Source organism: Blastococcus saxobsidens, from assembly GCF_002938435.1.
GTDB lineage: Bacteria > Actinomycetota > Actinomycetes > Mycobacteriales > Geodermatophilaceae > Blastococcus > Blastococcus saxobsidens.
Genome location: NZ_POQT01000007.1, coordinates 34261 through 59791, shown reverse-complemented (window position 1 = coordinate 59791; position 25531 = coordinate 34261). Strand labels below are relative to the sequence as shown.

Below are 25531 nucleotides of genomic sequence, written 5' to 3'. Positions count from 1 at the left end.
GCCCCACCCGGCACGACAGGTAGCGTCGCGGGGTGCCTGCACCACTGAACGCCGAGAACGTCCGCCGGGCCCCGAAGGTCCTCCTGCACGACCACCTGGACGGCGGTCTGCGCCCGCAGACGGTGCTCGAGCTGGCCGACGCGGTCGGCTACCGGGGCCTCCCGGCCGACGAGGCGGGGGCGCTGGGTCGCTGGTTCCGCGAGGCCGCCGACTCCGGCTCGCTCGTGCAGTACCTGGAGACCTTCGCCCACACCGTGGCCGTGATGCAGACCCCGGACGCCGTCGCCCGGGTGGCCCGCGAATGCGCGCTGGACCTGGCCGCCGACGGGGTCGTGCACGCCGAGGTGCGCATGGCCCCGGAGCTGCTGGCCCCCGGCATGCCGCTGGAGGCCGCGGTCGAGGCGATGCTCGAGGGCTACGCGCAGGGCAGCCGGGAGGCCGCCGCGGCCGGCACGCCGATCAGCGTCGGCACGCTGCTGTGCGCCATGCGGCAGGACGACCGCTGGGAGGAGGTGGCGGACCTCGTCGTCCGCTACCGCGACGCCGGCGTCGTCGGCTTCGACCTGGCCGGCCCCGAGGACGGCTTCCCGCCGGACCGCATCCCGGCCGCGCTGGCGCTGCTGGACCGCGCCGGGGCGCACCGCACCGTGCACGCCGGTGAGGCGGCCGGCATCGGGTCCATCCGCGCGGCCCTCGACGGCGCCCGCGCCGAGCGCCTGGGCCACGGCGTGCGGATCGCCGACGAGGTGACCGCCGAGGGCACCCTCGGCCCGGTGGCGCGGCGGGTGCGCGACGGGCAGGTGACGCTCGAGGTGGCGCCGTCGTCCAACGTGCAGACCGGCGCCTACCCGTCGCTGGCGGCGCACCCGGTGGACCGGCTGCACCGGCTCGGCTTCGCCGTCACCCTCAACACCGACAACCGGCTGATGAGCGGGGTGTCGGTCACCAGCGAGGTCACCGACGTCGCGACGACGTTCGGGTGGGGCTGGGACGACGTCCGGACGGTCACCGAGCGGGCACTGGCGGGTGCGTTCCTGACCGACGAGGAGCGGCGCCGGCTGCTGGAGGACGTCGTGCGGCCGGGTTACGCGGCACTCCAGGGCTGATCCGGTGATCCTGGCGCTGGCCGCGCCGAGCCCGGAGACGTGGGAGCACGTCGGGAACCTGGGGGTGGCCTTCCTGCTCTCGGCGCTCATCGGTCTCGAGCGCGAGCTGCGGCACAAGGCGGCGGGGCTGCGGACGCTCACCGTCGTCGGGTTCGCCGCGGCGCTGTTCATGGTCATCAGCCAGGCGCAGTTCGGCGACTCCCGGGTGGCCGCGCAGGTGGTCTCCGGGCTCGGCTTCATCGGCGGCGGGCTGATCTTCGTCCGCCGCGACGCGGTCCGCGGCCTGACGACGGCGGCGATCGTCTGGCTGACCGCCGCAGTGGGGATGGCGGCCGGCGCGGGGCTGTGGCTGCTCGCGGTCGTGGCGACCCTCGCGCACTTCGCGGTCTCCTACGGCTTCACCCCGCTGGCCCGCCGGCTGTCCGACCGGGCCACCCGGGTGCACGCCCTGACGCTCACCTATCGCGACGGCGAGGGCGTGCTCCGGCGGGCGCTGGCGGAGTGCACGCAGCGCGGCTTCACGGTGCGCGACCTGGTCGCGACGACCGACGACGGGGGTGGAGCTGCCGTGCGGCAGGCGACCGTGCGGCTCTCCGTCGAGGGAAGCGGACCGGTGACCCAGCTGGCGACGTGGCTGGCCGACATCGACGGGGTGCTGGCGATCACCGCGGGCGGGCCCGCCGAGGACGCCGACTGACTCAGCGTGACGGTGCCCACCCCTGGGCGGGAATCGTTTCGCGATCTTCGCTGCTAGCCTGGGGGTACCGGCACAAGGCCGGTCATCCTCCCGGACGGTTTGTCCGGGCACGAGCGCATCCGTGCAGATCCCGCGTTCCACACCTGGGCGCAAGCGATCGCCACTAGGAACGCGGCGCACACCGCCGTGACCTCCTTTTCCACGGGACGCGCTCCGAGCAGTATCGGAGCCCCACCCCGCATGACGTTGGTCAACCCTGTCTCGTTCGAGTCGAACGAGGTCGAGAACACCACTGGGAACACTTCCACCGAGAACGTCGTCGAGGCCCCGACCGGCCCGACGTTCGGCCAGCTGGGCCTGCCCCAGCAGCTCGTGACCGCCCTCGAGCGGCGCGGCATCCACCGCCCGTTCGCCATCCAGACCTCGGCCCTCCCCGACGCCCTCGCGGGCCGGGACGTGCTCGGCAAGGCCGCCACGGGTTCGGGCAAGACGCTGGCCTTCGGCCTGCCCCTGCTCGCCCGCGTCGGTGCCGAGGTCAAGAACGGCCGCCGGGCCCCCCGCGGACTGGTCCTCGTGCCCACCCGCGAGCTGGCCCAGCAGGTCTACGACAACCTGGCCCCGCTCGGCCAGGCGACCGGCGTCGTGCTGGCCACCGTCTACGGCGGCGCGCCGATGTACCGCCAGATCCAGCAGCTGCGCCGCGGCGTCGACGTCGTCATCGCCACCCCCGGCCGGCTGCAGGACCTGATCAGCCAAGGGGAGTGCACCCTGGCCGAGGTGGTCGTCACCGTGCTGGACGAGGCCGACTTCATGGCCGACCTGGGCTTCCTCCCGGTCGTCAAGGAGCTGCTCGACCAGACCGACCGCAACGCCCAGCGGCTGCTGTTCTCGGCGACCCTGGACGGCGAGGTCGACTCCCTGGTCCGCCGCTACCTCAAGGACCCGGCCCGGCACGAGGTCAAGCGGGCCGGCGACGACGCCCCGCCGGCCGAGCACCTGGCCTTCACCCTCGCCTTCCGCGACAAGCTGCAGGTGGCCACCGAGCTGGCCTCCCGCCCGGGCCGGACGATCATCTTCGCCCGCACCCAGCTGGGTGTGGACCGGCTGGCCGAGAACCTGAAGGCCGCCGGGATCAGGGCCGAGGCCATCCACGGTGGGCTGCCCCAGTCCGCGCGCAAGCGTGCGCTGGAGGAGTTCACCGATGCCCGCTCGCCGGTGCTCGTGGCCACCGACGTCGCCGCCCGTGGCATCCACGTCGACGACGTCTCCCTGGTCCTGCACTACGACCCGCCGGCAGACGCGAAGACCTACCTGCACCGTTCGGGCCGCACGGCCCGCGCCGGCGCCGCCGGTGTGGTCGTCTCGCTGCTGCTCCCGGACCAGGTGGGACAGGCCAAGCGCCGGTTCCGCACGGCCAAGGTCGACCCGCCCCTGGACCGCACCCGTCCGGGCGACAAGCCGATCCTGGACCTGGTCGCCGCCGGCATCCCGGTGGAGCCCAAGGAGCGCACGCAGCGCGACATGCGCCGCGGTGGCGGTGGCCCCGGTGGCCGTCCGCGCCGCGACGGCGACCGCCCCGGCGGTCCGCGCCGCTCCTACGGCGACCGCAACCGCTCCGGCGGCGACCGGTCGGGCCGTCCCGGTGGCGGCGAGCGCCGGTTCTCCGGTGAGCGGTCGTCCCGGCCCCCGCGCACCCGCGACTGACCCGCACGAGCCGTCCTGGGTCACCTCGAGGGGTCCTGGCTCACCGTCGATGGTGAGCCAGGACCCTTCGTGATCAGGTCACCTGATCAATAAGGCGTTCGAGGTCAGTCGCGGAACACCAGGGCGCCGTTGACGGCGGCCACGACCTCGTCCCAGGCCGGGTGCAGCTGCGCGGCGTCGGCGGCGGTGAGCGTGGCGTCGGGCTCGCGGTCGGCGCGGGCCACCGCGCGGCCCAGGGGAGCGGTGGGGGCCAGCAGCTCCTCCACCCGGGTGAGGCCCGCGTACTCGGCGAGGTCGCGGACGCCCTCCACCGGCTGGGCCAGCGTGCCGTACGTGACCAGGCCGGTGGCTCCGTCGGCGACCTGGGCGAGGGCCTCGGAGAGCTCGGTCAGGTCGTAGCGGTCCTGGTCGGCGGGCAGCGGCATGGTGTCGGTGTCGGCGACCTCCGGCCAGGATGCGATCTCGCTGAGGTCGTGCGGCTCCGTGCCGGCGCAGAAGCGGGCGAGGTCGGTCGGGCTGTCGAAGACGAAGATCTCGCCGTCGCGGCCCAGGAACCGGGCGACGTCCTCGACGTAGCAGCGCAGCGTCACCCCGGAGCCCTCGGGCACGACCACCTCGACCGGCAGGATGCCGACGGCCTCCCAGAACTCCTGGGCGGCGGCGACGGCGGCCGGGGTCGCGGTGATGCGGCTGTTGCCGCGGATGGTCGAGACGCCGGCCGTGGTCGCCTCGGCGGGCGCCGCGGCCGTCGAGCCCGCTGCCGGCCGGCGCACGTCGCCCTCGGCGTCGGTGTCCTCGTCGTCGGCCGGCTCCTCGTCGGTCGCCTCGGACGCCGAGGGGTACTCCTCCAGCGTGGCGGTGCCCCCGCCGGTCCAGTCGAAGTGCTCGGACAGCTCCTCGACGACGTCCTCCCAGAGGTCGTCCAGGACGCTGCCGACGCCGATCCAGGCGTCCTCGCCGGACCGGCCGGCGAACGCCTCGACGCCCAGGCCCAGCGAGCCGATCTCCGGCTTGGCGACGAGCTCGGCGGTGGCCTCGAACTGCTCCTCGTCGTCGTCCTCGTCCGTGGTGTCCAGGCACTCGGCGAGCCGGCTGACGATGTCGACGGTGGCGGCGAGCTCCTCGACCGCCCAGCGGTCGGGGTCCTCCGCGGCGATGTCGTACACGCCGTCGAGGTCGAAGCGGTGGTCCTCGTCCGGCGTCAGGTCCGCGGCACCCAGCCCGGAGACGACCGGCCACACCGGGTGGTCGGCGAGGTCGTGGTCGGTGCTGCTGCGGCAGAACGCGGCGAGCTTCGCCGGTGTCGGGAAGAGGTGCACGGTGGCCGTGTCACCCTCGGTCGTACCGAGGAACGCCTGCCACTCCTCGCCGTCCTCCTCCCAGGGCGGAGCCCACAGGGTGTACCCCGTGCGGTCGTCGAGAGTGAGGGCGATCGGGACGATGCTCGGCCTGGCCACCCGCCCATCCTGCCCTGTCGTCGTGGCCGCGCATCCCCGGGTGGCGGAGGACCGGCCCGTCCCCGTGCGGGAACGGGCCGGTCTCGCGCCGTCAGAGGTTGATCATGTGGCCGGCGAGACCGTGGATGGCCTCCTGCAGGCCCTCGCTGAGCGTGGGGTGGGCGTGCACGTTGCGGGCCAGCTCGGTGGTCGTCAGGTCCCACTTCTGCGCCAGCGTGAGCTCCGGCAGCAGCTCGGTGACCTCCGGACCGACCAGGTGCCCGCCGAGGAGCTCGCCGTAGGTCTCGTCGGCGATCAGCTTGACGAAGCCGTTGGGCTCGGCGAGGCCGTGCGCCTTGCCGTTGGCGGTGAAGGGGAAGGAGGAGACCTTGACCTTCCAGCCCTTCTCCTCGGCCATTTCGCGGGCCTGCTTCTCGGTGTAGCCGAAGCTGGCGACCTGCGGCGAGCAGAAGGTGGCCCGCGGCATCATCACGTAGTCCAGCTCCATCGTCTCCGCGCCGGCGATCGTCTCGGCGGCGACCACGCCCTGCGCCTCGGCGACGTGGGCGAGCATCAGCTTGGCGGTGACGTCGCCGATGGCGTAGACGTGCGGCACGTTGGTGCGCATCCGGTCGTCGACGGCGATCGCGCGGACCCGGTCGGTCAGCTCCACGCCCAGCTTCTCCAGGCCGTAGCCCTCGACGCGGGGGGTGAACCCGATCGCCTGCATGACCTTGTCCGCGTGCAGCTCGCGGGTGCCCTTGGCGTCGGAGACGGTGACGGTGACGCCAGCGCCGGTGTCCTCGATCTTCTCCACCTTGGTGGAGGTGAGGAGGTCGACGCCGAGCTTGCGGTAGGCCTTGGCCAGCTCCTTGGACACGGCCTCGTCCTCCAGCGGCAGCACGCGGTCGGCGAACTCGACGATGGTCACCTGGACGCCGAAGTTGCGGAGCACGAAGGCGAACTCGACGCCGATCGCGCCCGCGCCGGCGATGATGATGCTCTTCGGCAGCTCGCGGGTGAGGATCTGCTCCTCGTAGGTGACCACGCGCTCGGAGAGCTCGGTGCCGGGCAGCAGCCGGGTGTGCGCGCCGGGCGCCAGGATCACGTTCTCGAAGGTGACGGTCTCCTCGCCACCGGCGTTCAGCGCCACCTGCAGCGTGTGCGGGTCGGTGAAGGTGCCCCACCCGTCGAACTCGGTGATCTTGTTCTTCTTCATCAGGTAGTGCACGCCCTTGACCCGGCCCTCGGCGACCGAGCGGCTGCGGTCGAAGGCGGCGCCGAAGTCGAAGGAGACGTCCCCGGAGATGCCGAACGTCTTCGCCTCGTCGCGCACCAGGTGGGCGAGCTCGGCGTTGCGCAGCAGCGCCTTGGACGGGATGCAGCCCACGTTGAGGCAGACCCCGCCCCAGTACGTGGACTCGACCACGGCAACGGACCTGCCGAGCTGGGCGGCGCGGATGGCGGCGACGTACCCACCGGGGCCGGCACCGAGGACGACGACGTCGAAATGAGGCACGGAGCGAGGGTAGTGCGCCGCCGGGACGGTCCGGGACCGATGGTCAGCGGATCCGGGCGAGCGGGTTCAGGCCCTGCCCCGCTCGGTTCCCCCCGGCTCTCGCGCGGGGCGCACGACGAGGACCGGGCACGGTGCGTAGTGCTGGACCCGCTGGGCGGTGCTGCCGACGAGCATGACGTCGCTGAGCCCGCGCCCTCCGGCGGCCACCACGACCAGCCCGGCGTCGAGCTCCTCCGCCGCCTCGATGATCTCCGCGGCCGGGGAGCCGCTGCGGACCTGCCTGTGCACCTCGGGGCCCCAGTCGTCGAAGACGGCCGCCACCGCGTCGACGGCTCTCTGGGCCGCCTCGCGGAAGCTGCCCGTCCACTCGCCGGCACGGCCCTGCGGCTGCGAGATCTCGTCGGCGAACGCGACCGAGGCGAGGGGGCGGATCACCGCCACCACCGAGATCCCGGAGATCTTCCGCGGGTCCGCGAAGGACGTCAGGTGGTGCGCGGCGGCCAGCGACTGCGGTGACCCATCGGTGGCGACGACGACGTGCATCTCAGGCCTCCGTCCGCGAGACGGCCTCGGGATCGCCGCGCTCGATCCCCGGCGGACGGTTCCGCGAGCCGACGGCGTACTCGATCAGGAACAGCACCACTCCGACAGCGATCAGGGCGGCGCACCACAGCAGCGACGCGGGGTCGTCGTAGACGGAGAACCCCAGGATGGCGAGGTTGCCGACCAGCCCGACGACCAGCAGCGGGGTGTTGGCGCGGAACGTGCGCTCGTCCTCGTCACGTCCGCGCAGCTTCAGGCAGGTGACGATCACGAGGGCGTAGATGGCCAGGAGGAGGACGACGGTGACCAGCGCCAGCCGGTTGACGAGGTCGAGGCCGCCGGCCTGGAGCAGGATGTTGCCGATGATCAGCAGGGCCGCGACCACCGCACCGCTGAAGAGGAGCCCGACCCACGGGCTGCGGCGGGTCGCGTGGACCTTGGCGAAGACGCCGGGGACGACGTCCTCCTTGGCCATGCCGTAGAGGATCCGGGGCTGGGTGACGACCGTGACCAGCGTCGTGTTGGTGATCGCGATCAGCGCGATGATCGAGAACAGCGTGGTCATGAAGTCGGTCGAGAAGGGCAGGATGCCCTGCTCCACGACCTCCAGCAGCGCCGCGTCGGACTCCGCGAGCTGGTCGACGGGCACGGTGAGGGCCGCGGCCATCGAGACCAGGACGTAGACCGTGCCGGCGACGATCATCCCGCCGACGAGGGACCGCGGGAAGGACTTGTGCGGGTCGATCGTCTCCTCCGCGACGTTGGCGGTGTTCTCGAACCCGGTCATCGCGAAGAACGAGAAGGCGATGCCCGCCAGCACCGCGAGCGCCGGGTTGCCGGCGACGCTGATGTCACCGAGCACGCCGAAGTCGGCGTTCCCCTGGGCGATGTACACGATCCCGATGACCATGACGATGAGCAGGCCCGCCACCTCGACGAAGGTCATCAGCATGTTCATGACCACCGACTCGGTGATGCCGATGAAGTTGACGACCAGGAGGAGCAGGAGGAAAACCAGCGAGACCAGCAGCGCCGGCGGCCCCTCCCAGAGGGTGGCGAAGTAGGAGGAGAATCCGGTCGCCAGCGATCCGGTCGCGGCGAAGCTGGCCGACAGGAACGACACGGTGACCAGGAACGTCAGAGCCTTGTTGCCGAAGGCCTTCTGGACGTAGAGCGAGGAACCGGCAGCCTGGGGGTACTTGGTGACCAGCTCCGCGTAGGCCGCGCCGGTGATCGCGGCGACCGTGACGCCGAGGGCGAAGGCGAGCCAGAAGGCCCCGCCGACGGCGGCCGCGACCAGGCCGATGAGGACGTAGATCCCCGAGCCCAGGACGTCACCGAGCGTGTAGAAGAACAGCTGCTTCCCGGTGATGGACCGGCGGAGACCTGCGTCCTCCCGGTCGACCGTGGTGGGACGGGACTCGGCCACGAGGTCCTCGCTTCGGCGCCGGCGGACTAGCTGGGGAACGATCCTGACGCCGCCGACGAGCCGACGCTCGCTGAACGCCGGGCCGGGCCTCTCAGACCCCCATCGGGTGCCACACCGTCTTGGTCTCGAGGAACGGCGTCATGCGGCTGAGGCCCGGTTCGGCGCTCCAGTCCGGCTCGGTCGCCGGCGGCCGGACGACGCGCTTGATGGTGCCGGCGGCCTCCCGCTCGAACTCCATCGCCCGGCCCGCGGGGGCGCCGGTGAGGTCGATGCCGTCGACGTCGGCGTGCTCGGCCAGCCACGGGCCGAGCTCCTCGGCGTCCCCGGTGAGCAAGTTGACGACGCCGCCGGGGACGTCGCTGGTGGCCAGCACCTCGGCGAGGGTCACGGCCGGGATCGGCCGCTGCCGGGAGGTGACGACGACGGCGGTGTTGCCGGTCGTGAGCACCGGCGCCAGCACGCTCACCAGGCCCAGCAGCGAGGACTGCTGCGGCGCCAGGACGGCGACCACACCGCTGGGCTCCGGCGTCGAGAAGTCGAAGTACGGGCCGGCGACCGGGTTGGCCCCGCCGAGGACGGCGGCCAGCTTGTCGGTCCAGCCGGCGTACCAGACCCAGCGGTCGATGGCGGCGTCCACGGCGGCCCGCGCCTTCGACGACGACAGGCCCTCCGCGGCGGCGACCTCCTCGCAGAACTGGAGGTGGCGGCCCTCCATCACCTCGGCCACGCGGTAGAGCACCTGGCCGCGGTTGTAGGCGGTGGCGCCCGACCACTTGGCGAAGGCGCCGCGGGCAGCGACGACGGCGTCCCGGGCGTCCTTGCGCGAGGCCCACGCCACGTTGGCCAGGAAGTGGCCCTTGCTGTCGGTGACCTCGTAGGTGCGGCCGCTCTCCGAGCGCGGGAAGGCGCCGTTCACGTAGAGCTTGTAGGTCTTGCGGACGGCGAGCCGGTCGTTCCCGATCACTGGTCGGCACCCTTCAGGTATGCGGCGAGCCCGTGGCGGCCGCCCTCGCGGCCGTAGCCGGACTGCTTGTAGCCGCCGAAGGGCGACGTCGGGTCGAACTTGTTGAAGGTGTTGGCCCACACGACCCCGGCGCGCAGCTCGTTCGCGATCTTCAGGATCCGCGAGCCCTTCTCGCTCCAGATGCCGGCGGACAGCCCGTAGGTGGTGTTGTTCGCCTTGGCCACCGCCTCGTCGGGGGTGCGGAAGGTGAGGACGCTCAGCACCGGACCGAAGACCTCGTCGCGGGCGATGCGGTGGGCGGGTGAGACGTCGGTGAACACCGTCGGCGGGAACCAGTAGCCCTTGGCCGGCAGGTCGCAGGCCGGCTGCCAGCGCTGCGCGCCCTCGGCCTCGCCGATGTCGGACAGCTCTCGGATGCGGGCCAGCTGCTCTGCGGAGTTGATCGCGCCGATGTCGGTGTTCTTGTCCAGCGGGTCACCGACGCGCAGGGTGCCGATCCGGCGCTGCAGCGAGGCGACGACCTCGTCGTGGATCGACTCCTGCACCAGCAGCCGGGAGCCCGCGCAGCAGACGTGCCCCTGGTTGAAGAAGATGCCCTGCACGATTCCCTCGACGGCCTGGTCGATCGGGGCGTCGTCGAACACGATGTTCGCGGCCTTGCCGCCGAGCTCGAGGGTGAGCAGCTTCTGAGTCCCGGCGACCGCGCGGGCGATGGACTTCCCGACCGCGGTGGAGCCGGTGAACGCGACCTTGTCGACGTCGCCGTGCTCGACGACGGCGCGGCCGGTGTCCCCGGCGCCGGTGACGATGTTCACCACGCCGGCCGGCAGGTCGGCCTGCTGGCAGATCTCGGCGAACAGCAGCGCCGACAGCGGGGTGGTCTCGGCCGGCTTGAGGACGACGGTGTTGCCGGCGGCCAGCGCCGGGGCGACCTTCCACGCCAGCATCAGCAGCGGGAAGTTCCACGGGATGACCTGGCCGGCCACGCCCAGCGGCCGCGGGCCGGTGCCCAGGCCGACGTGCTCGAGCTTGTCGGCCCAGCCGGCGTAGTAGAAGAAGTGCGCCGCGGCCAGCGGGACGTCGACGTCGCGCGACTCGCGGATCGGCTTGCCGTTGTCCAGGGACTCGAGGACGGCGAACTCGCGCGCCCGCTCCTGCAGCAGCCGGGCGATGCGGAACAGGTACTTGCCGCGGTCGGCCGGGCGCATGGGGCCCCAGACGCGGGTGAACGCGCGGCGGGCGGCGGCGACCGCCCGGTCGACGTCGGCCTCGCTGCCGGAGGCGACCTCGCTGAGGACCTCCTCGGTGGCCGGGTTGACCGTCTTGAAGGCCTCGCCGGTGCCGTCGACGAACTCGCCGTCGACGAACAGGCCGTAGGAGGGGGCGATGGAGACGATCGACCGCGACTCGGGGGCGGGGGCGTACTCGAAGGCTGAGCTGGTGCTGGTCATCGTCGGTCAGTCCACCGTGACGTAGTCGGGGCCGGAGTAGTGGCCGGTGCGCAGCTTCTGCCGCTGCAGGAGGAGGTCGTTGAGCAGGCTCGAGGCGCCGAAGCGGAACCAGTCGGGGCTCAGCCAGTCGGGGCCGGCCGTCTCGTTGATCATCACGAGGTGCTTGACGGCGTCCTTCGTCGTCCTGATGCCGCCGGCGGGCTTGACGCCGATCTGGCGGCCGGTGGCGATGCGGAAGTCGCGGACCGCCTCGAGCATCACCAGGCCGACCGGCAGCGTCGCGGCAGGGGTCACCTTGCCGGTGGAGGTCTTGACGAAGTCGCCGCCGGCGAGCATGGCGATCCAGCTGGCGCGGCGGACGTTGTCCAGCGTCTTCAGCTCGCCGGTCTCGAGGATGACCTTGAGGTGGGCGTCCCCGCAGGCCTCCTTGACGGCGACGATCTCCTCGTAGACGTCGAGGTAGCGACCGGTCAGGAAGGCGCCCCGGTCGATGACCATGTCGATCTCGTCGGCGCCGTTCCCCACGGCGTCCCGGACGTCGGCGATCTTCACCGCGCGGCTGGCGCGCCCGCTGGGGAACGCGGTGGCGACGGCGGCGACGTGGATGCCGGTGCCCGCGAGCGCCTCCCTGGCGACGCCGGCGAGGTCGCCGTAGACGCAGACGGCGGCGACGCGCGGGGTGGTCGGGTCGCTCGGGTCGGGCTGCTTGGCCTTCGCGGCCAGGCTGCGGACCTTGCCGGGGGTGTCGGCGCCCTCGAGCGTGGTCAGGTCGACCATCGAGATCGCGGTGTCGATCGCCCACGCCTTCGAGGTGGTCTTGATGGACCTGGTCCCCAGCTGCGCCGCCCGGGACTCCGCACCGACCTGGTCGACGCCGGGCAGCCCGTGCAGGAACGAGCGGAAGGCGGCGTCGGACCGGGTGACGTCGTCGTAGGGAGGCAGCGGCGCGTGCACCGCGGGGGTCGCCCCGGGCAGCGCGTCGGGGTCGAGCACGTGGGTCATGCCGGCCATTCTCCCCCGCGGACCGGTGAGCACGGACGGCACCAACCCGGGGTGAGGATCCGGGGGCAGCGGCCGCTCCTGCGGACGGGCGGCGGCGCGACCGTCCGCTAGCCTTCGGGGAACTTCTCCGTCCCACCGGAAGGCGCCAGTGTCGACCACGCTCGTCCCGGAGGCGGTGGACGACGGGACGCCCGCCGCCGCGCGCCGCCGCCCGCGAGCGGGAACCCGCTGGCTCGCCCCCTCCCTCGGGCTGCTGGGGGTCGTGCTGGCGGTCGCGCTGCCGTTCGCGCCGGTCGTCGTCGACCGCACCGAGGTCAGCTGGCCGCAGCAGGGGGCGCAGCCGACCTCCACGACGGCGTTCTTCGTGCCCTACCGTCCCGCCGAGCTGCATGCGGAGGTGCCCTGCGCAGCCGTGCAGGCGGCCGCCGCGCAGGCCGACCGGACGACGCTGCTGGCCACGACGGTGGTCCGCGACGGGGGGCAGGCTGCGGGGCTCGTGATCGACACCGCCGACGGCCGGCTGCGCGTGCTGGTGAACGGCCGCCTGGTCAGCGAGGCGCCGGTGCCCGCCACGGGCTGCGACGTCCGGGTGGACTCCGACGACGTCGCGACGACGCTCGCGGTCGGCTCGGCGCCGCCCACGGTGCTGCCGGGGGAGCCGGTGCCGGAGGTCTTCGCCTTCGCCACCGACCTGCCACCCGGTGACGCAGCGGGGACCTCGGTGACCGCCCGGACGCGCACGTGGTTCGAGAGCCGGCCGAGCGACGCGAAGCTGGCGATGATCGGCGGCTACGTCGTGCTGCTGGCGGTCTCGCTCGCGCTGCTGGCCCGCCAGGACGTCCGGCGGGTCCCGGCGCCGGCGCGCGAGCGGGGGGCCCGCTCGCCGGGCCGGGCGCTGCGCGCGGGCCTGGATGCCGTCGTCGTGCTGGTGCTCGCGGGCTGGGCGGTCATCGCGCCGCAGACCGACGACGACGGCTACGCCTCGATGACGATCCGCAACGGCCTCGAGAGCGGCGACATCGGCAACTACTACCACTGGTTCAACGCCTCCGAGGCGCCGTTCACGCTGGTGCAGCACCTCGTCCAGCCCCTGGCCGCGGTCACCACCGCGCCGCTGTGGTTGCGCCTGCCGAGCCTCGTGGCCGGGCTGGTGGCGTGGTTCGTGCTCAGCAGGGGGGTGCTCGGGGCCGCGCTGCCGGCGCACGCGCGGCGCCCCCTCGTGCGGGGCTTCGCGGCGCTGTGCTTCCTGGCCTGGTGGCTGCCGTTCAACATCGGGGTGCGGCCCGAGCCGTTCGTCGCGCTCGGGTCGGCGACGGTGCTGGCCCTCCTGCTGCGCGGGACCGCCCCCGGGGCCCGGCGCCCGCTCCTGCTGCTCGGTGGCGCGGCGCTGGCCGCGGGTCTCACCATGTCGGTGACCCCCTCGGCCGTCGTCGCGCTGGCTCCCGTGCTCGTGCTGTTCCCCCGCATCTGGGGGCTGCTGCGCGCCGGTGGCACCCCGTCGGCGCGGGCCTCGTGGGTGACGACGGTCGGTCGCACCGCGCTGGTGGCCGCCGCCGCCGCTAGCGGACTGGTGGTGATGTTCGCCGACCAGTCGTGGGACGGGGTCGCCAAGGCCACCGAGCTGCACACCCTGATCGGGCCGAACCTGCACTGGTACGAGGAGCTGACGCGCTACGGCTACCTGATGAGCATCGGCGCCCAGGGGACGGCCACCAAGCGGCTGCCCGTGCTGCTCACGCTCGTGCTGGTCGTCGTGGTCGCGCTGCTGCTGGCGCGACGGGTGCCGGCGCTGCACGGGCTCGGCCGGCCGCAGGCCGTGACCGGGGCGGCCGCCCTGGCCTTCGCGCTGCTCATCGTCACGCCGTCGAAGTGGTCGCACCACTTCGGCGCGGTGGCCGGGCTCGGTACGGCGTTCCTGGTCGTCGCGGGCGTGCTCCTGGTCCGGGTGGCGAGGGCCCGGTCGGGGGACAGCGCTCTCGTGCTCGTCAGCGCGCTCGGGACGGGGCTGGTCGCCCTGGTCGCGGGGCTGTCGTTCTCCGGGGCGAACAGCTGGTGGCTGTACTCCAACTACGGCCTCGCCTACCGCGACGTGGCGGTGCGGCCGCTCGGCATCCCCATCGACAACCCCGTGACCTGGCTCCTCGTCGCGGGCGCGGTGGCGGGCGTGGCGTGGCTCCTGGCGCGCCGCGGCGCGGGGGACCCGCGGGCAGCGGTCGTCGCCGGGCCGGCGCTGCTCGCCGGCGCGGCGATGCTGGCCTCGGTCACCGTCCTGCTGGCCACCTTCACGGCGGCGCCGCTGCGGCAGGCGGACGGCGGCGGCTATTCGCTGGCGGCGGAGAACGTCGCCACCCTGACCGGCGCGGCCGACTGCGGCATCGCCGATCACATCGAGGTCCTGCGCGACGCACCCGGGGGGCAGCTGCCGCCGGCGGCCGAGGTCTCGCCGGACGCCGGCTCGACCGGCTTCGCCCTCGGCGGCGGGTACCCCTCGCCACCGCCGCCGACCTCCGGCGGTGCGGCGCCCGCCGCCGCCTGGGGCAGCCTGCTCGGTGGCGAGCTCGGCACGGGCTCCCTGGTGAGCCCCTGGGCCACGCTGCCGGCGGTCAGCGGTCTCGGCGACGTGGCCGTGGACGCGGTGGGGCGGGTGAACGGCGCCAACCGGCTGGAGCTGGAGTTCGGCCGGTCCGGCACCGGGGGCGTCGTGACGCCGCTGGCTCGGGTCCTGCTGGGGGAGGACGGCGTGGCGACCCCCGAGTGGCGGACGTTCGCCGTCGGCTCCGACCGGATCCCCGCGGACGCCGACCGGGTCCGCGTGCTGGCCACGGACAGCGCCACCGACGCCGGTGGGTGGCTGGGGGTCACCGGCCCGCGGGCGCGCACGGCCCAGCCGATGACGGAGTTCCTGGCCGACCGGGGGCCGGTGCTGCCGGACTGGCCGCTGTCCTGGCAGGTGCCGTGCGTCCGCGACATCCCCGTGCTGTCCGACGGTCTCGCACAGGCGCCGGAGGTCCTGCTCCAGGCGCCACCGGCCTACGCCGACCTCGCCGGCATCGCCTACGAGCCGAGCCAGGGCGGCAGCTTCGCGGGCGCCTCGCTCGCCCGTCGGGAGGTCCTGGCCACCCGGCTGGTCGGCCCCGGGAGCGAGGAATGGGGGAGCCTCGCCGTGCTCGACTACCCTGTGACCAGGGACGCCTACGACCGCGCGACGCAGCGGACAACGCTCTGGGGTTGGGAGGGTGACCGGTGACTCGGTCGCGCACCCGTCCCGCGGGGCGCATCGACAGCCACCCGTCCAGCGCCCCCAGGTCGGAGCACCTGTTCCGGGGCCGACACCGGAGAGTGCCGAGTGACCACGACACCGCAGCGCCAGACGACCGTCACGGGGAACTTCGTCGTCCAGCCGGGTCTGGGAGCAGAGGCAGTGCACGACCCTGCCGGGCGCCGGCTCGTCTCCTACGTCCTGCCCGTCTACAACGAGGCCGACGGCATCGAGAAGTTCCACGAGCGGCTGTTCGCGGCCTCGCGCTCGCGGCCGGACCTGGACTTCGAGTTCATCTACGTCAACGACGGGTCGCGGGACGGCTCCCTGGAGGTCCTGGAGAGCATCGCCCGGTCCTGCCCTGAGGCGACGGTTCTCGACCTGTCCCGGAACTTCGGTCACCAGATGGCGATCACCGCCGGGCTCGACCACGCCCGCGGGGACGCGATCGTCGTCATGGACACCGACCTGCAGGACCCGCCGGAGGTCAGCCTGCAGCTGATCGTGGCGTGGGAGGCCGGCGCCCAGATCGCCTACGCGCAGCGCCGGACCCGCAAGGACACGGCGATGAAGCGCTTCACCGCGCACGCGTACTACCGCCTCCTGCACCGGTTCGCCGACATCGAGATCCCGGTGGACACCGGTGACTTCCGGCTGATGGACCGCGCCGCCGCCGACGTGCTGCGCGCCCACCGGGAGCGCAACCGGTTCGTCCGCGGGCTGGTCGCCTCCCTCGGGTTCCACCAGGTGGCCGTGCCCTTCGACCGCGACGACCGGACCACGGGGGAGACGAACTACCCACTGCCCAAGATGCTGCGGCTCGCGGCCGACGGCGTGACCAGCTTCTCGACGACGCCGCTGAAGTGGATCACCCGGCTCGGCATCATCACCACGGTGCTGTCCCTGCTCGGGATCGTCTACGCCCTCGCGCTGCGGCTCTTCCTGCCGGAGATCTCCGTCCCGGGCTGGACCCTGCTCATGATCATGGTCCTCTTCCTCGGCGGCGTGCAGATGTTGTCGCTCGGCGTGATCGGCGCCTACGTGGGGCGCATCTACACGGAGGTCCAGGCCCGCCCCCTCTACATCGTGCAGAAGGTGGTGGGCAGTGACGACAGCGGAGCGGGGACACCGGGACCGGCTGAGTGAGCTCTGGACGCGGTACCGCAGCTTCGTCCTCTACCAGCTCATCGGGGTCACCGGCGTCCTGCTGGACCTTGTGCTGTTCCTCGTCCTCTACAACGTGGTGGGGATGCACGAGCAGATCGCGACGGCGATCAGCACCTCGGCCGGGATCACGAACAACTTCCTGCTGAACAGCTACCTGAACTTCCGCAAGCGCGACGGGATGCTGCGCCGCTTCGCGCGGTTCTACTCGGTCGGCCTGCTGGGCATCGCCCTCGTGGCCGTCCTGCTGCTGGTCTTCCACACCTGGCTGGGCGTGGACGCCAACATCGTCAAGGTCGCCTCGATGCCGGTCGTCGCGGTGGTGCAGTTCTTCCTGAACAAGAGATGGAGCTTCGGATGAGGATCGGCATCATCGGTGCGGGCGCGACCGGCCTGACGGCGGCGTACGACCTGGTCGGGGACGGCCACGACGTCACCGTGCTCGAGGGCGCCGACGAGATCGGCGGCCTGGCCGGGTCGCTCACGGTGCAGGGCACCCCGCTGGAGCGCTTCTACCACCACATCTTCGAGAGCGACCGCGCGATGATCGAGATCATCGACGAGCTGGGGCTGTCGCCGAAGCTGACCTTCCACTCGACGACGACCGGGATCTTCCACGGCGGGGAGCTGCACGACTTCTCCACCCCGGTGGACATGCTGAAGTTCCCGCCGCTGCGGCTGGTCGACCGGATCCGCTTCGGCGCCTCGTCGGCGATGCTCAAGCTCATCCGCAACGGCGAGCGCCTGGGCGACCGGCGCGCGCTGGAGTGGGTGCGCCGGTGGGCCGGCCGACGGGCCGGCGACGTCATCTGGGAGCCGCTGCTCACCGGCAAGTTCGGGTCGCGCGCGCCGGAGATCTCCATGGCGTGGCTGTGGGCACGGGTGCACTTCCGCACCTTCAAGCTCGGGTACATGGACGGCGGCTTCCACCAGGTCTACGAGGCGCTGCTGCGGGCCGTGGAGAAGCGCGGCGGCACGATCGAGACCGGGAAGAAGCTCACCGCCGTCGCCCAGCCCGACCCGGCCGGCCCCGTCGAGGTGCGCACGCAGGACGGCGCCCGCTACGAGTACGACAAGGTGCTGGTCACCGTTCCGCAGCCGGCGTTCGCCCAGGCGGCCGGGGCCGGGCCCGGGGACGTCCTGCAGCGCGCCGAGTACCTCGGGGCCACGTGCTTCGTGCTCGAGTGCGATCGCAGCGTCATCCCCTACTACTGGCTGAACATCAACGACCCGTCGTTCCCCTTCCTCGCCGTCGTGGAGCACACGAACATGGTCCCGCCGGAGCAGTACGGCGGTCGGCACGTGATCTACGTCGGCAACTACGTGCCGCGCGACGACTGGCGCTACACCACCGACCCGGCCGAGCTGCTGGAGCGCTACGTCCCGTGGCTGCGGAGGATCAACCCGGACTTCGACCTCTCCTGGGTCACGGACTGGCACTTCTCCAAGGCCGGGTTCGCGCAGCCGGTCGTCACCCCCGACTACCGGGAGTCGATCCCGCCGCACGAGACCTCGATGCCCGGGGTCGTGCTCGCCACGATGTCGCAGGTCTACCCGCAGGACCGCGGCCAGAGCTATGCCGTGGCGATGGCCCGCCGGGTGGTCCAGCAGTACTTCCGCTGAACCGGTGCTGCGGTCCGGACGGCAGCAGCCGGCCCCGGACCGGGCAGCGGAGGCGGGTGTGGCGGGGACGATCCCGGGGGCCGATACCGTGTCCCGCGTGCAGCTGACCGTCGTCGACCACCCGTTGGCCCGTGCCCGCCTGTCCCGCATGCGGGACGAGCGCACGGACAACGCCATGTTCCGGGCCGCCCTCCGCGAGCTCACGCAGATGCTGGTCTACGAGGCCACCCGCGACCTGATCGTGGCGGAGGAGCAGATCACCACCCCGGTCACCACGACGACCGGCTACCGGCTCGCCGCCCCGCCGCTGATCGTCCCGGTGCTCCGGGCCGGCCTCGGCATGGCCGACACCGCGCACGGGATGCTGCCGGAGTCCCAGATGGGCTTCGTCGGCCTGGCCCGCAACGAGGAGACCTTCCAGCCGGAGGCCTACATGGCCTCGCTGCCGGAGTCGCTCGTCGACCGCGATGTCTTCGTCCTCGACCCGATGCTGGCCACCGGCGGGTCGCTGGTGCACTGCTGCGAGCTGCTCACGGCCCGCGGGACGACGTCGATCACGGTGCTCTGCGCGTTGGCCGCGCCCGACGGCATCCGCCGCCTGGAGGCGAGCGGCCTGCCGCTGCGGGTGTTCACCGCCAGCATCGACGAGGGCCTCGACGACAAGGCCTACATCGTCCCGGGGCTGGGCGACGCCGGCGACCGCCAGTTCGGCGCGGTCTGACCGTGCGCTTCGGGGTGCTGGGTACCGGGTTCTGGGCCGAGGAGATCCATGCGTCCGCGCTCGCGGCGCACCCCGACGCCGAGCTGGTCGGCGTGTGGGGGCGGGACCTCACCAAGGCGAAGGCGGTCGGCGCGACGTTCGACGTCCCCGGGTTCGCCGACGTCGACGAGCTCCTGGCGCAGGTCGACGCCGTCTCCATCGCGCTGCCGCCCGACGTCCAGGCGCCGCTGGCGGTCCGCGCCGCCGAGGCCGGCAAGCACCTCCTGCTGGAGAAGCCCATCGCGCTCGACGTCCCCGGCGCCGACCGGGTCGTCGACGCCGTGCGGGCCGCCGGGGTGGCCTCGGTCGTGTTCTTCACCTTCCGCTTCCGTCCGGCGACGGCGACCTGGCTCGAGCAGGCGGCCCGGACGACGCTGGCCGGTGGGCACGGGTCGTGGCTGTCGTCGCTGGCGGGCACACCGTTCGGCTCCTCGCCCTGGCGCCAGGAGCACGGGGCCCTCTGGGACATCGGCCCCCACGCGCTCTCGCTGCTCGTGCCGGCGCTGGGTCCCGTCGCGACCGTGCAGGCGGGCGCCGGGCTGGGCGACACCGTGCACCTGGTCCTCGGGCACGAGTCGGGCACCGCCTCGACCGTCACGCTCTCGCACACGGTGGCGCCGATGTCGGTGGGCAACGAGTTCTTCGTCCACGGGGACGCCGGCCGGCTGGTGCTGCTGCCGGAGGACCGGGTGGCGCCGGAGGCCTTCGCGGTCGCTGTCGACGAGCTCACGCAGGCCGCGGTCGCCGGTGGCATCCACCCCTGCGACGTCGGCTTCGGCCGGGACGTCGTCGCCGTGCTGGCCGCCGCTCAGCGGGCCCTGTCATCCGGCTGCCGGGAGACCGTCGGGGGATGACCGTGCCGACGGCACGGCGCACCACGCCGGGTCGTGGTCCCTGCCCGTCGGGCGGATCCCGCGGCGGGTGTGGTGGCTGCACCACGTGCGGGTGATCGCACTGCTGGGCGTGGTCACCACGTCCGTCGAGGCGACGTGGTCCGCCGGGAACTACCCGCGACCGGAGGGGGGGCGACGACTTCGACGTCCTCTGGCCGTTCGCGGACTCCGGCGGACCGGTCACCGCGATCGCCGCGCTGGTGCTGCTCGTGCCGGACGTCGCGGCGATGGTGACGCGGCTGCACGACCGCGACCACTCGGCCTGGTGGCTGCTGTGGAACGTGCTGCCGGGGATCGGCTGGCTGGTGCTGGTCGTGACGCTGGGCTTCCTGGGCAGCGATGCCCGCCCCCACCGGTACGGGCCGCCGCCGGACCACGCGGGCACCGGGCCCACCGCCCACCGGTGGAGCCGGCCGGCGGCCGCACCACCCGCAGGGGTGCGCTGGTCGTTCACCACCCCAGGTGCCCCAGCAGGTCCTCCTCGAACAGTGGCCGGACCGTGCGCATGTAGGTCCCGGTGACGTGCCCGTCGTCCATGTACACCCGGACGTTGCCGATCAATGCCGGGCATACGTCCTCGAGGCAGAAGTAGCGGCTGGTGTCGACCAGGCTGACGCCGTCGGGCAGCACACTCGGCGGCGGGTCCAGCAGCCCGTCGTCGTAGACGGAGGACCGTGGTGACCGGCAGCGGGGGGACGCGTCCCCCCACTCCGCCATGCAGTCGGGGACGTCCATGGTGTGCCGCGGGCTGTCCCGGAGCCCGACGATCCGGATGCCGGCATCGGTCAGCGGCTTCCACGCCGCCACGAAACCCGGCGGCAGCCACTCCGGCTCCTCGCCCGCGGCGGTGCGGGTACCGAGGGCGATCACCACGTCCGGCTCCAGCGAGACGATCCGGTCGGTCATCCGGGACCGCCACACGGCGCACTCCTCGTAGCCGGGCCATCCCTCCTGGATGAACTCGGACTCCGTCGAGAGGTTGCACCCGCCGCGGATCACCGAGATGACCTGCCAGCCGCGGTCCTCGGCGATGGCGTTCAGCGGCGGGAGCCAGTGCGCGACGTGGGAATCCCCGACCGCGACCACGCGCCGCTTCCGGTCGTCGTCGCCGTTCACGCACATGTCGATCTCCGTGGGGACCGGTGCGTCCTCGATCACCTCCTGCGTGCAGGAGGCGCCGGCGGGTGGCCAGGGCCAGTCGTCGCGGATCAGCGACAGCGGCGGCATCGGCTCCACGTCACCGGCCGGGCCCGTCTCCCAGAAGGGGCTGCCCAGCGCCGCCGCGCCCGGGTACGCCGGGTCGTCCACCACCGCCGCGACACGGTCGGCCTCCCGGTCCATCCAGGAGAGGACCCCCGCGCCGGCCAGGGCCGGGGGCGCGGCCATGGCGGCCACCACGGCCAGCGCCGCAGCGGGCCGCCAGGTCTGGATGCGGGCGCCGGCCGGCCGCTCGACCAGCCGGTGCGTCGCCTCCGCCAGCAGCAGCGACAGCACGATGATCGCCACGGCGCCCTTGACGGAGGGGAAGTCCCGGCCGGTGTGCGCGAGGTAGAGCACCAGGACCGGCCAGTGCCAGAGGTACAGGGCGTAGGACCGCGATCCCAGCCACCTGGCGAGCGGCGTGGAGAGCGCCCGGTGCACACCTGCCCGGCCTCCGTGGTCGGCCGCGACGATCACCGCCACGGCCGACAGGACCGGCCACGCCGCCTGCCAGCCCGGGAACTGGTGCGCGCCGTCGAGCAGCGCGCCGCAGGCGACGAGCATGGCGACGCCGGTCCACCCGAGGGCGGCCGCCAGCCACCGGGGCGGCCGCAGGCGGGCCAGCAGCACGGCGGCCAGGGCGCCGACGCCCAGCTCCCAGAGCCGCGGGACGGTGGAGAAGTACGCGCGCTGCTGGTCCTCCGCCGTCGCGACGACCGACCACGCGAAGGACGCCGCCGTCGCCGCCGCGGTCGCGCCGATCGTGACGGCACGCCCGTGCCGCCACCAGGGCGTGCGGCGCAGGAGCACCGCCGCGCCCGCGACGAGGAACGGTGCGGCCACGAGCACCTGCACCTGGATGGAGAGCGACCAGAACTGCTGCATCGGGCTGGCCAGCAGGTTGCTCGCGGCGTAGTCGACCGACTCCGCGACCAGACGGTGGTTCTCGGTGAAGGTCGCGGCGGAGAGGAGGTGCTCGGCGATCTCGCGCCACCGGGTGCTGGGCAGCACGAGGACCGCAGCCGCGACCGTCCCGGCCAGCACGAGCGCCGCGGAGGGGACCAGCCGCCCGAGGGTGCGGCTGATCGCGCGCAGCGGGCGCACCCTGCCGGACCGTGCCAGCCGGCCCGTGAGGCCGTGGACGAGGAAGAACCCGCTCAGCGCCAGGAAGACGTCGACGCCGCCGGAGACCCGGCCGCTGAGGACGTGGTAGCCGACGACGAGCGAGACCGCGAGCGCCCGCAGCCCGTCGATCTCCGTGCGGTACCGGCGGGCGGACGTGGCGTCGTGGGCAGGCGGGACGGCAGTGCTCGGTGCTGGCATCGGGTGGGTCAGATCCCCAGGGCGGACGTCATCTCGGCTCGGAGCTGGTCGAGCTCGTCGGCGCCCCGGCCGCGGGCGGCGATGATGCCGGCGTCGTCGTGCACGGGGACCACGGTCTCCAGGTAGGCCTTGAGCTTCGGCTCGGTGCCGCTGGGCCGCACGATGGCGCGCACGCCGTCGCCGAGCAACCGGACGGCGTCGACCGGCGGGTCCTCCAGCGCGAGGTCGGCGAACTCCACCGGCCGGCCGAGCAGCGCGGCCGGGGGAGCGGAGCGCAGCCGGGCCATCGCGTCGGAGATCAGCGTGAGGTCCTCGACCCGCACCGACAGCTGCCCGGTGACGAACAGGCCGTGCTCCCGCGCCAGCTCGTCGAGCCGGTCCAGCACCGTGCGGCCCTCGGCCTTGAGCTCGGCGGCCAGCAGCGCGACGGCGAGCGCGGCGGAGATCCCGTCCTTGTCGCGCACGACCGAGGGCGCCACGGAGTAGCCCAGCGCCTCCTCGTAGCCGAACACCAGCGGGGCCGCATCCGAGCCGGCTCGCATGATCCACTTGAAGCCGGTCGGGGTCTCCTCGGATGCGACGCCGTGCGCCTCGGCGATCGCGTGCATCAGCGAGCCGCTGACCAGCGAGGAGGCGTAGGTGCCGCGCACGCCGCGGCGCAGCAGCCAGTCGGCCAGCAGCGCACCCACCTCGTCGCCGGTGAGCTGGCGCCCGCCGCACACCACCGAGCAGCGGTCGGCGTCGGGGTCCTCGGCGATCGCGACGTCCGCCCCCACCCGCGCGGCCAGGGCCAGCAGCAGGTCGACCGCGCCGGCCTCCTCCGGGTTGGGGAAGGACACCGTCGGGAAGGCCGGGTCCGGGGCGTCCTGCTCGGCGACGCTGTGCGGTGCGGCGAGCCCGGCGGCGGCGAACACCGCGCGGGTGGTGCCCGCGCCGACGCCGTGCATGGCCGTGTAGGCCACGGTCAGCGCCGCGCGGTCGGCCGCCGGCACGCGCGCGGGGTCGACCGCCCGGACGACGGCGTCGACGTAGTCGGTCTCGATGTCGTCGCCGAGGGGAACCCAGCCGTCGGACCGCGGCACCTCGCGCGCCGGCCCGGTCGCGGCGATGGCGGCCTCGATCTCCCGGTCCGCCGGCGGCACCAGCTGTGCGCCGTCGGCCAGGTAGACCTTGTAGCCGTTGTCGTCGGGCGGGTTGTGGCTGGCGGTGACCATCACACCGGCCACCGCACCGAGGTGCCGGACGGCGAAGGCCAGCACGGGGGTGGGCAGCGGCCGGGGCATCACCTGGACGGCGAACCCGGCCGCGCCGAGCACCGCGGCGGAGATGCGGGCGAACTCGTCGGACCGGCGCCGGGCGTCGAAGCCGATCACCACACCGCCACCCGCGTGCCCGGCGGCGGCCAGCCAGGTGCCCAGGCCCGCCGCGGCGCGGGTCACGACGGCGGCGTTCATGCCGGCCGGGCCGGCGCGCAGCGGACCGCGCAGCCCCGCCGTCCCGAAGGTGAGCGGACCGGCGAACCGGCGCTCCAGCTCGGCGGTGTCACCGGCGTCGGCGAGCGCGAGGAGCTCCGCGCGGTCGCCCTCGTGCGGGTCGGCCGCGGCCCAGGCCCGGGCCGCCGCGAGCAGGTCCTGCGTCATGCGGAGAAGTTCTCCGCGTCGAAGGCGGCCGTCGTGTACTCCCCGCCCACCCGGGCGTGCACCGGGTGGTCCGGGTCCGGCTCGCCGTGCGCCTCGATCAGCGCCTCGGCGTAGGGCTCGGCGTCGTCGGCCGACCGGTACCCCAGCGCCTCGGCGGCCGAGAGGTCCCACCAGCGACGGGTGTTGTCCGAGACGCCCCACACGACCGAGAACCCGGGTGCCGGCGCGGTCAGCGCCGCGTCGACCAGCGAGACGGTGTCCGCGGGGGAGAGCCACGTGGCCAGCTGCCGGGTGGTCGTCGGCTCGGTGAAGGCGCTGCCGATGCGCAGGCAGACGACGTCGAGGCCGTAGCGGTCGACGTACAGCGAGCCGAGCGCCTCCATCGCCACCTTCGAGACGCCGTAGTAGGTGTCCGGCCGCGGTGGGGCGTCCTCCTCGCGGAGCAGCCCGTCGCCGGGCCGCGGCGTGTAGCCGGTCGCGTGGTTGCTGCTGGCCAGGACCACGCGCGGGACCGACGCCCGGCGGGCGGCCTCCAGCGCGCAGTAGGTGCCCTCGATGTTGGCGTGCGAGATCGCCGGCCAGGTCGACTCCCCGGAGATGCCGGCCAGGTGCACGATCGCCGAGGCGCCACGGGCCGCGTCCACCATCGCGTCGAGGTCGGTGACGTCGGCGACCAGGTGCTCCTCGCCCGGGCGGACGTCGCCCACCGGCACGACGTCCAGGCAGCGCAGCGCCCAGCCGCGCTCGGGCAGTCCGCCGCGCAGCACCGTCCCGATCCGGCCGGCCGCGCCGGTGACGAGGACGGGCCCGCTCACGGCAGCCGCCCGATGAGCTGCACCAGGAACTCACCCAGCCGGCCGGCCGCCGCCTTTCCCGCCTCGAGCACCTCCACGTGGTCCAGCTGCTCGCCGGTGATGCCGGCCGCGGCGTTGGTGACCATGGAGAGACCGAAGACCTCGAGCCCGGCCGCGCGGGCGGCGATCGCCTCGAGCGCAGTGGACATGCCCACCAGGTCGGCGCCCATCGTGCGGAGCATGCGGATCTCGGCCGGCGTCTCGAAGTGCGGGCCGGGCAGCTGCGCGTAGACGCCCTCGACCAGCGTGGGGTCCAGCTCGCGGGCCAGCGCGCGCAGCCGCGGGGAGTACAGGTCGGTGAGGTCGACGAAGTCGGCGCCGACCAGCGGGGAGCGCGCCGTGAGGTTGAGGTGGTCGGAGATCGCGACGGCCTGGCCCACCCGGTGGTCGGGGGCGAGCCCGCCGGCGGCGTTGGTGAGGACCACCGTCGTCACACCCGCGGCGGCCGCCGTGCGGATGCCGTGCACGACGGGCTCGACGCCGCGGCCCTCGTAGTAGTGCGTGCGACCCAGGAAGAGCAGCACCTTGCGCTCGCCGACGCGTACCGAGCGCACTTCGCCGCCGTGGCCGACGACGGTCGGCGCGGCGAAGCCGGGGAGGTCGCCGATCGCCACCGAGCCGGCGACGTCGCCGAAGGCGTCTGCCGCGGGGGCCCACCCGGAGCCCATGACGACGGCGACGTCGTGCGCCCCGCCGAGGCTGCCGGTCAGCGCGTCGGCGGCCTGCGCGGCCAGGGTGATCGGGTCGGGGCCCGGGTGCTCGCTCACGCGGGGACGCTAGCGCAGTGCCGGGAGAGGGGTGGAGCCCGCGGCGGGCGCCGGAGATCACGGGCCCGCGACCGGAGGCTGCCGGGTCCACCGCGGAGGGGACGATCCGGCAGCGGTTCCTGCACCGGGGCCGGCCCGGTGACGTGGTCCTCTGCGCCCGCCTCGTGACGTGATGGAGCGGCCACCCTTCAGGGTCC

At 73.6% G+C, this 25531-nt stretch carries 21 protein-coding genes; 10 read left to right on the top strand and 11 right to left on the bottom strand.

Going from position 1 to position 25531, the window contains the following annotated elements; genetic code table 11:
• Nucleotides 1-32: 32 nt before the first annotated feature.
• The 3 genes from C5507_RS06220 to C5507_RS06210 all read left to right on the top strand — a co-directional run bounded on the left by C5507_RS06220 (nt 33) and on the right by C5507_RS06210 (nt 3507).
• Nucleotides 33-1106 (top strand): adenosine deaminase, encoded by a 1074-nt coding sequence (locus C5507_RS06220; protein WP_104527664.1) that lies wholly within the window; start codon nt 33-35, stop codon nt 1104-1106.
• 4 nt (nt 1107-1110) lie between these two features.
• Nucleotides 1111-1803, top strand: a complete 693-nt coding sequence (locus C5507_RS06215) for an MgtC/SapB family protein (RefSeq protein ID WP_104527663.1) — start codon at nt 1111-1113, stop codon at nt 1801-1803.
• A 240-nt stretch (nt 1804-2043) separates the two neighbouring features.
• Nucleotides 2044-3507, top strand: coding sequence for a DEAD/DEAH box helicase (locus C5507_RS06210; protein ID WP_104527662.1), 1464 nt, complete (start codon nt 2044-2046; stop codon nt 3505-3507).
• A gap of 104 nt (nt 3508-3611) precedes the next feature.
• Here the strand turns inward: C5507_RS06210 and C5507_RS06205 are convergent, their stop codons facing one another.
• The 7 genes from C5507_RS06205 to deoC all read right to left on the bottom strand — a co-directional run bounded on the left by C5507_RS06205 (nt 3612) and on the right by deoC (nt 11851).
• A complete protein-coding gene (locus C5507_RS06205) occupies nt 3612-4964 on the bottom strand; it encodes a hypothetical protein (RefSeq protein WP_104527661.1) in 1353 nt (450 codons plus the stop codon).
• A gap of 91 nt (nt 4965-5055) precedes the next feature.
• Nucleotides 5056-6462 carry a dihydrolipoyl dehydrogenase gene (gene lpdA / locus C5507_RS06200; RefSeq protein WP_104527660.1) on the bottom strand — a complete coding sequence of 469 codons (1407 nt, stop codon included), beginning with the start codon at nt 6460-6462 and terminating at the stop codon, nt 5056-5058.
• 66 nt (nt 6463-6528) lie between these two features.
• On the bottom strand, nt 6529-7005 hold the full coding sequence (locus C5507_RS06195; RefSeq protein ID WP_104527659.1) for a universal stress protein: 477 nt from the start codon (nt 7003-7005) through the stop codon (nt 6529-6531).
• A 1-nt stretch (nt 7006) separates the two neighbouring features.
• Nucleotides 7007-8434, bottom strand: coding sequence for an APC family permease (locus C5507_RS06190; protein WP_104527658.1), 1428 nt, complete (start codon nt 8432-8434; stop codon nt 7007-7009).
• Nucleotides 8435-8525: 91 nt separating this feature from the next.
• Nucleotides 8526-9398 (bottom strand): aldehyde dehydrogenase family protein, encoded by an 873-nt coding sequence (locus tag C5507_RS06185; RefSeq protein ID WP_242611158.1) that lies wholly within the window; start codon nt 9396-9398, stop codon nt 8526-8528.
• Nucleotides 9395-10849, bottom strand: coding sequence for an aldehyde dehydrogenase family protein (locus C5507_RS06180; protein ID WP_104527657.1), 1455 nt, complete (start codon nt 10847-10849; stop codon nt 9395-9397). The genes C5507_RS06185 and C5507_RS06180 overlap by 4 nt, the downstream gene beginning before the upstream one ends.
• 6 nt (nt 10850-10855) lie before the next feature.
• Nucleotides 10856-11851 carry a deoxyribose-phosphate aldolase gene (deoC, locus tag C5507_RS06175; protein WP_242611157.1) on the bottom strand — a complete coding sequence of 332 codons (996 nt, stop codon included), beginning with the start codon at nt 11849-11851 and terminating at the stop codon, nt 10856-10858.
• A gap of 148 nt (nt 11852-11999) precedes the next feature.
• On the opposite strand from deoC, the gene C5507_RS06170 reads away from it, so the two are divergent.
• The 7 genes from C5507_RS06170 to C5507_RS23480 all read left to right on the top strand — a co-directional run bounded on the left by C5507_RS06170 (nt 12000) and on the right by C5507_RS23480 (nt 20071).
• Nucleotides 12000-15098, top strand: a complete 3099-nt coding sequence (locus C5507_RS06170) for an arabinosyltransferase domain-containing protein (protein ID WP_104527656.1) — start codon at nt 12000-12002, stop codon at nt 15096-15098.
• 99 nt (nt 15099-15197) lie between these two features.
• Nucleotides 15198-16256 carry a glycosyltransferase family 2 protein gene (locus C5507_RS06165; RefSeq protein ID WP_207225835.1) on the top strand — a complete coding sequence of 353 codons (1059 nt, stop codon included), beginning with the start codon at nt 15198-15200 and terminating at the stop codon, nt 16254-16256.
• Nucleotides 16216-16635: a GtrA family protein gene (locus C5507_RS06160; RefSeq protein ID WP_207225833.1), complete on the top strand. Its 420-nt coding sequence runs from the start codon at nt 16216-16218 to the stop codon at nt 16633-16635. The genes C5507_RS06165 and C5507_RS06160 overlap by 41 nt, the downstream gene beginning before the upstream one ends.
• On the top strand, nt 16632-17897 hold the full coding sequence (locus C5507_RS06155) for an NAD(P)/FAD-dependent oxidoreductase (RefSeq protein ID WP_104527655.1): 1266 nt from the start codon (nt 16632-16634) through the stop codon (nt 17895-17897). The genes C5507_RS06160 and C5507_RS06155 overlap by 4 nt, the downstream gene beginning before the upstream one ends.
• A 97-nt stretch (nt 17898-17994) precedes the next feature.
• Nucleotides 17995-18618: a uracil phosphoribosyltransferase gene (upp, locus tag C5507_RS06150; RefSeq protein WP_104527757.1), complete on the top strand. Its 624-nt coding sequence runs from the start codon at nt 17995-17997 to the stop codon at nt 18616-18618.
• A 2-nt stretch (nt 18619-18620) separates the two neighbouring features.
• Complete coding sequence (locus C5507_RS06145; RefSeq protein WP_104527654.1) at nt 18621-19511, top strand: Gfo/Idh/MocA family protein; 891 nt, start codon at nt 18621-18623, stop codon at nt 19509-19511.
• A 227-nt stretch (nt 19512-19738) separates the two neighbouring features.
• Entirely contained in the window at nt 19739-20071 is a 333-nt protein-coding gene (locus C5507_RS23480; protein ID WP_104527653.1) for a DUF805 domain-containing protein, read from the top strand.
• On the opposite strand, the gene C5507_RS06135 is transcribed toward C5507_RS23480, so the two are convergent.
• The 4 genes from C5507_RS06135 to C5507_RS06120 are packed head-to-tail and all read right to left on the bottom strand — an operon-like array spanning nt 20001 to nt 25334.
• Entirely contained in the window at nt 20001-22073 is a 2073-nt protein-coding gene (locus tag C5507_RS06135) for an acyltransferase family protein (RefSeq protein ID WP_104527652.1), read from the bottom strand. The genes C5507_RS23480 and C5507_RS06135 overlap by 71 nt on opposite strands.
• 8 nt (nt 22074-22081) lie before the next feature.
• Nucleotides 22082-23713, bottom strand: coding sequence for a phospho-sugar mutase (locus tag C5507_RS06130; protein WP_104527651.1), 1632 nt, complete (start codon nt 23711-23713; stop codon nt 22082-22084).
• Nucleotides 23710-24528 carry an NAD-dependent epimerase/dehydratase family protein gene (locus tag C5507_RS06125; RefSeq protein ID WP_104527650.1) on the bottom strand — a complete coding sequence of 273 codons (819 nt, stop codon included), beginning with the start codon at nt 24526-24528 and terminating at the stop codon, nt 23710-23712. Before C5507_RS06125 ends, C5507_RS06130 begins: the two co-directional genes overlap by 4 nt.
• Nucleotides 24525-25334, bottom strand: a complete 810-nt coding sequence (locus tag C5507_RS06120; RefSeq protein ID WP_104527649.1) for a purine-nucleoside phosphorylase — start codon at nt 25332-25334, stop codon at nt 24525-24527. The genes C5507_RS06125 and C5507_RS06120 overlap by 4 nt, the downstream gene beginning before the upstream one ends.
• Nucleotides 25335-25531: the final 197 nt, after the last annotated feature.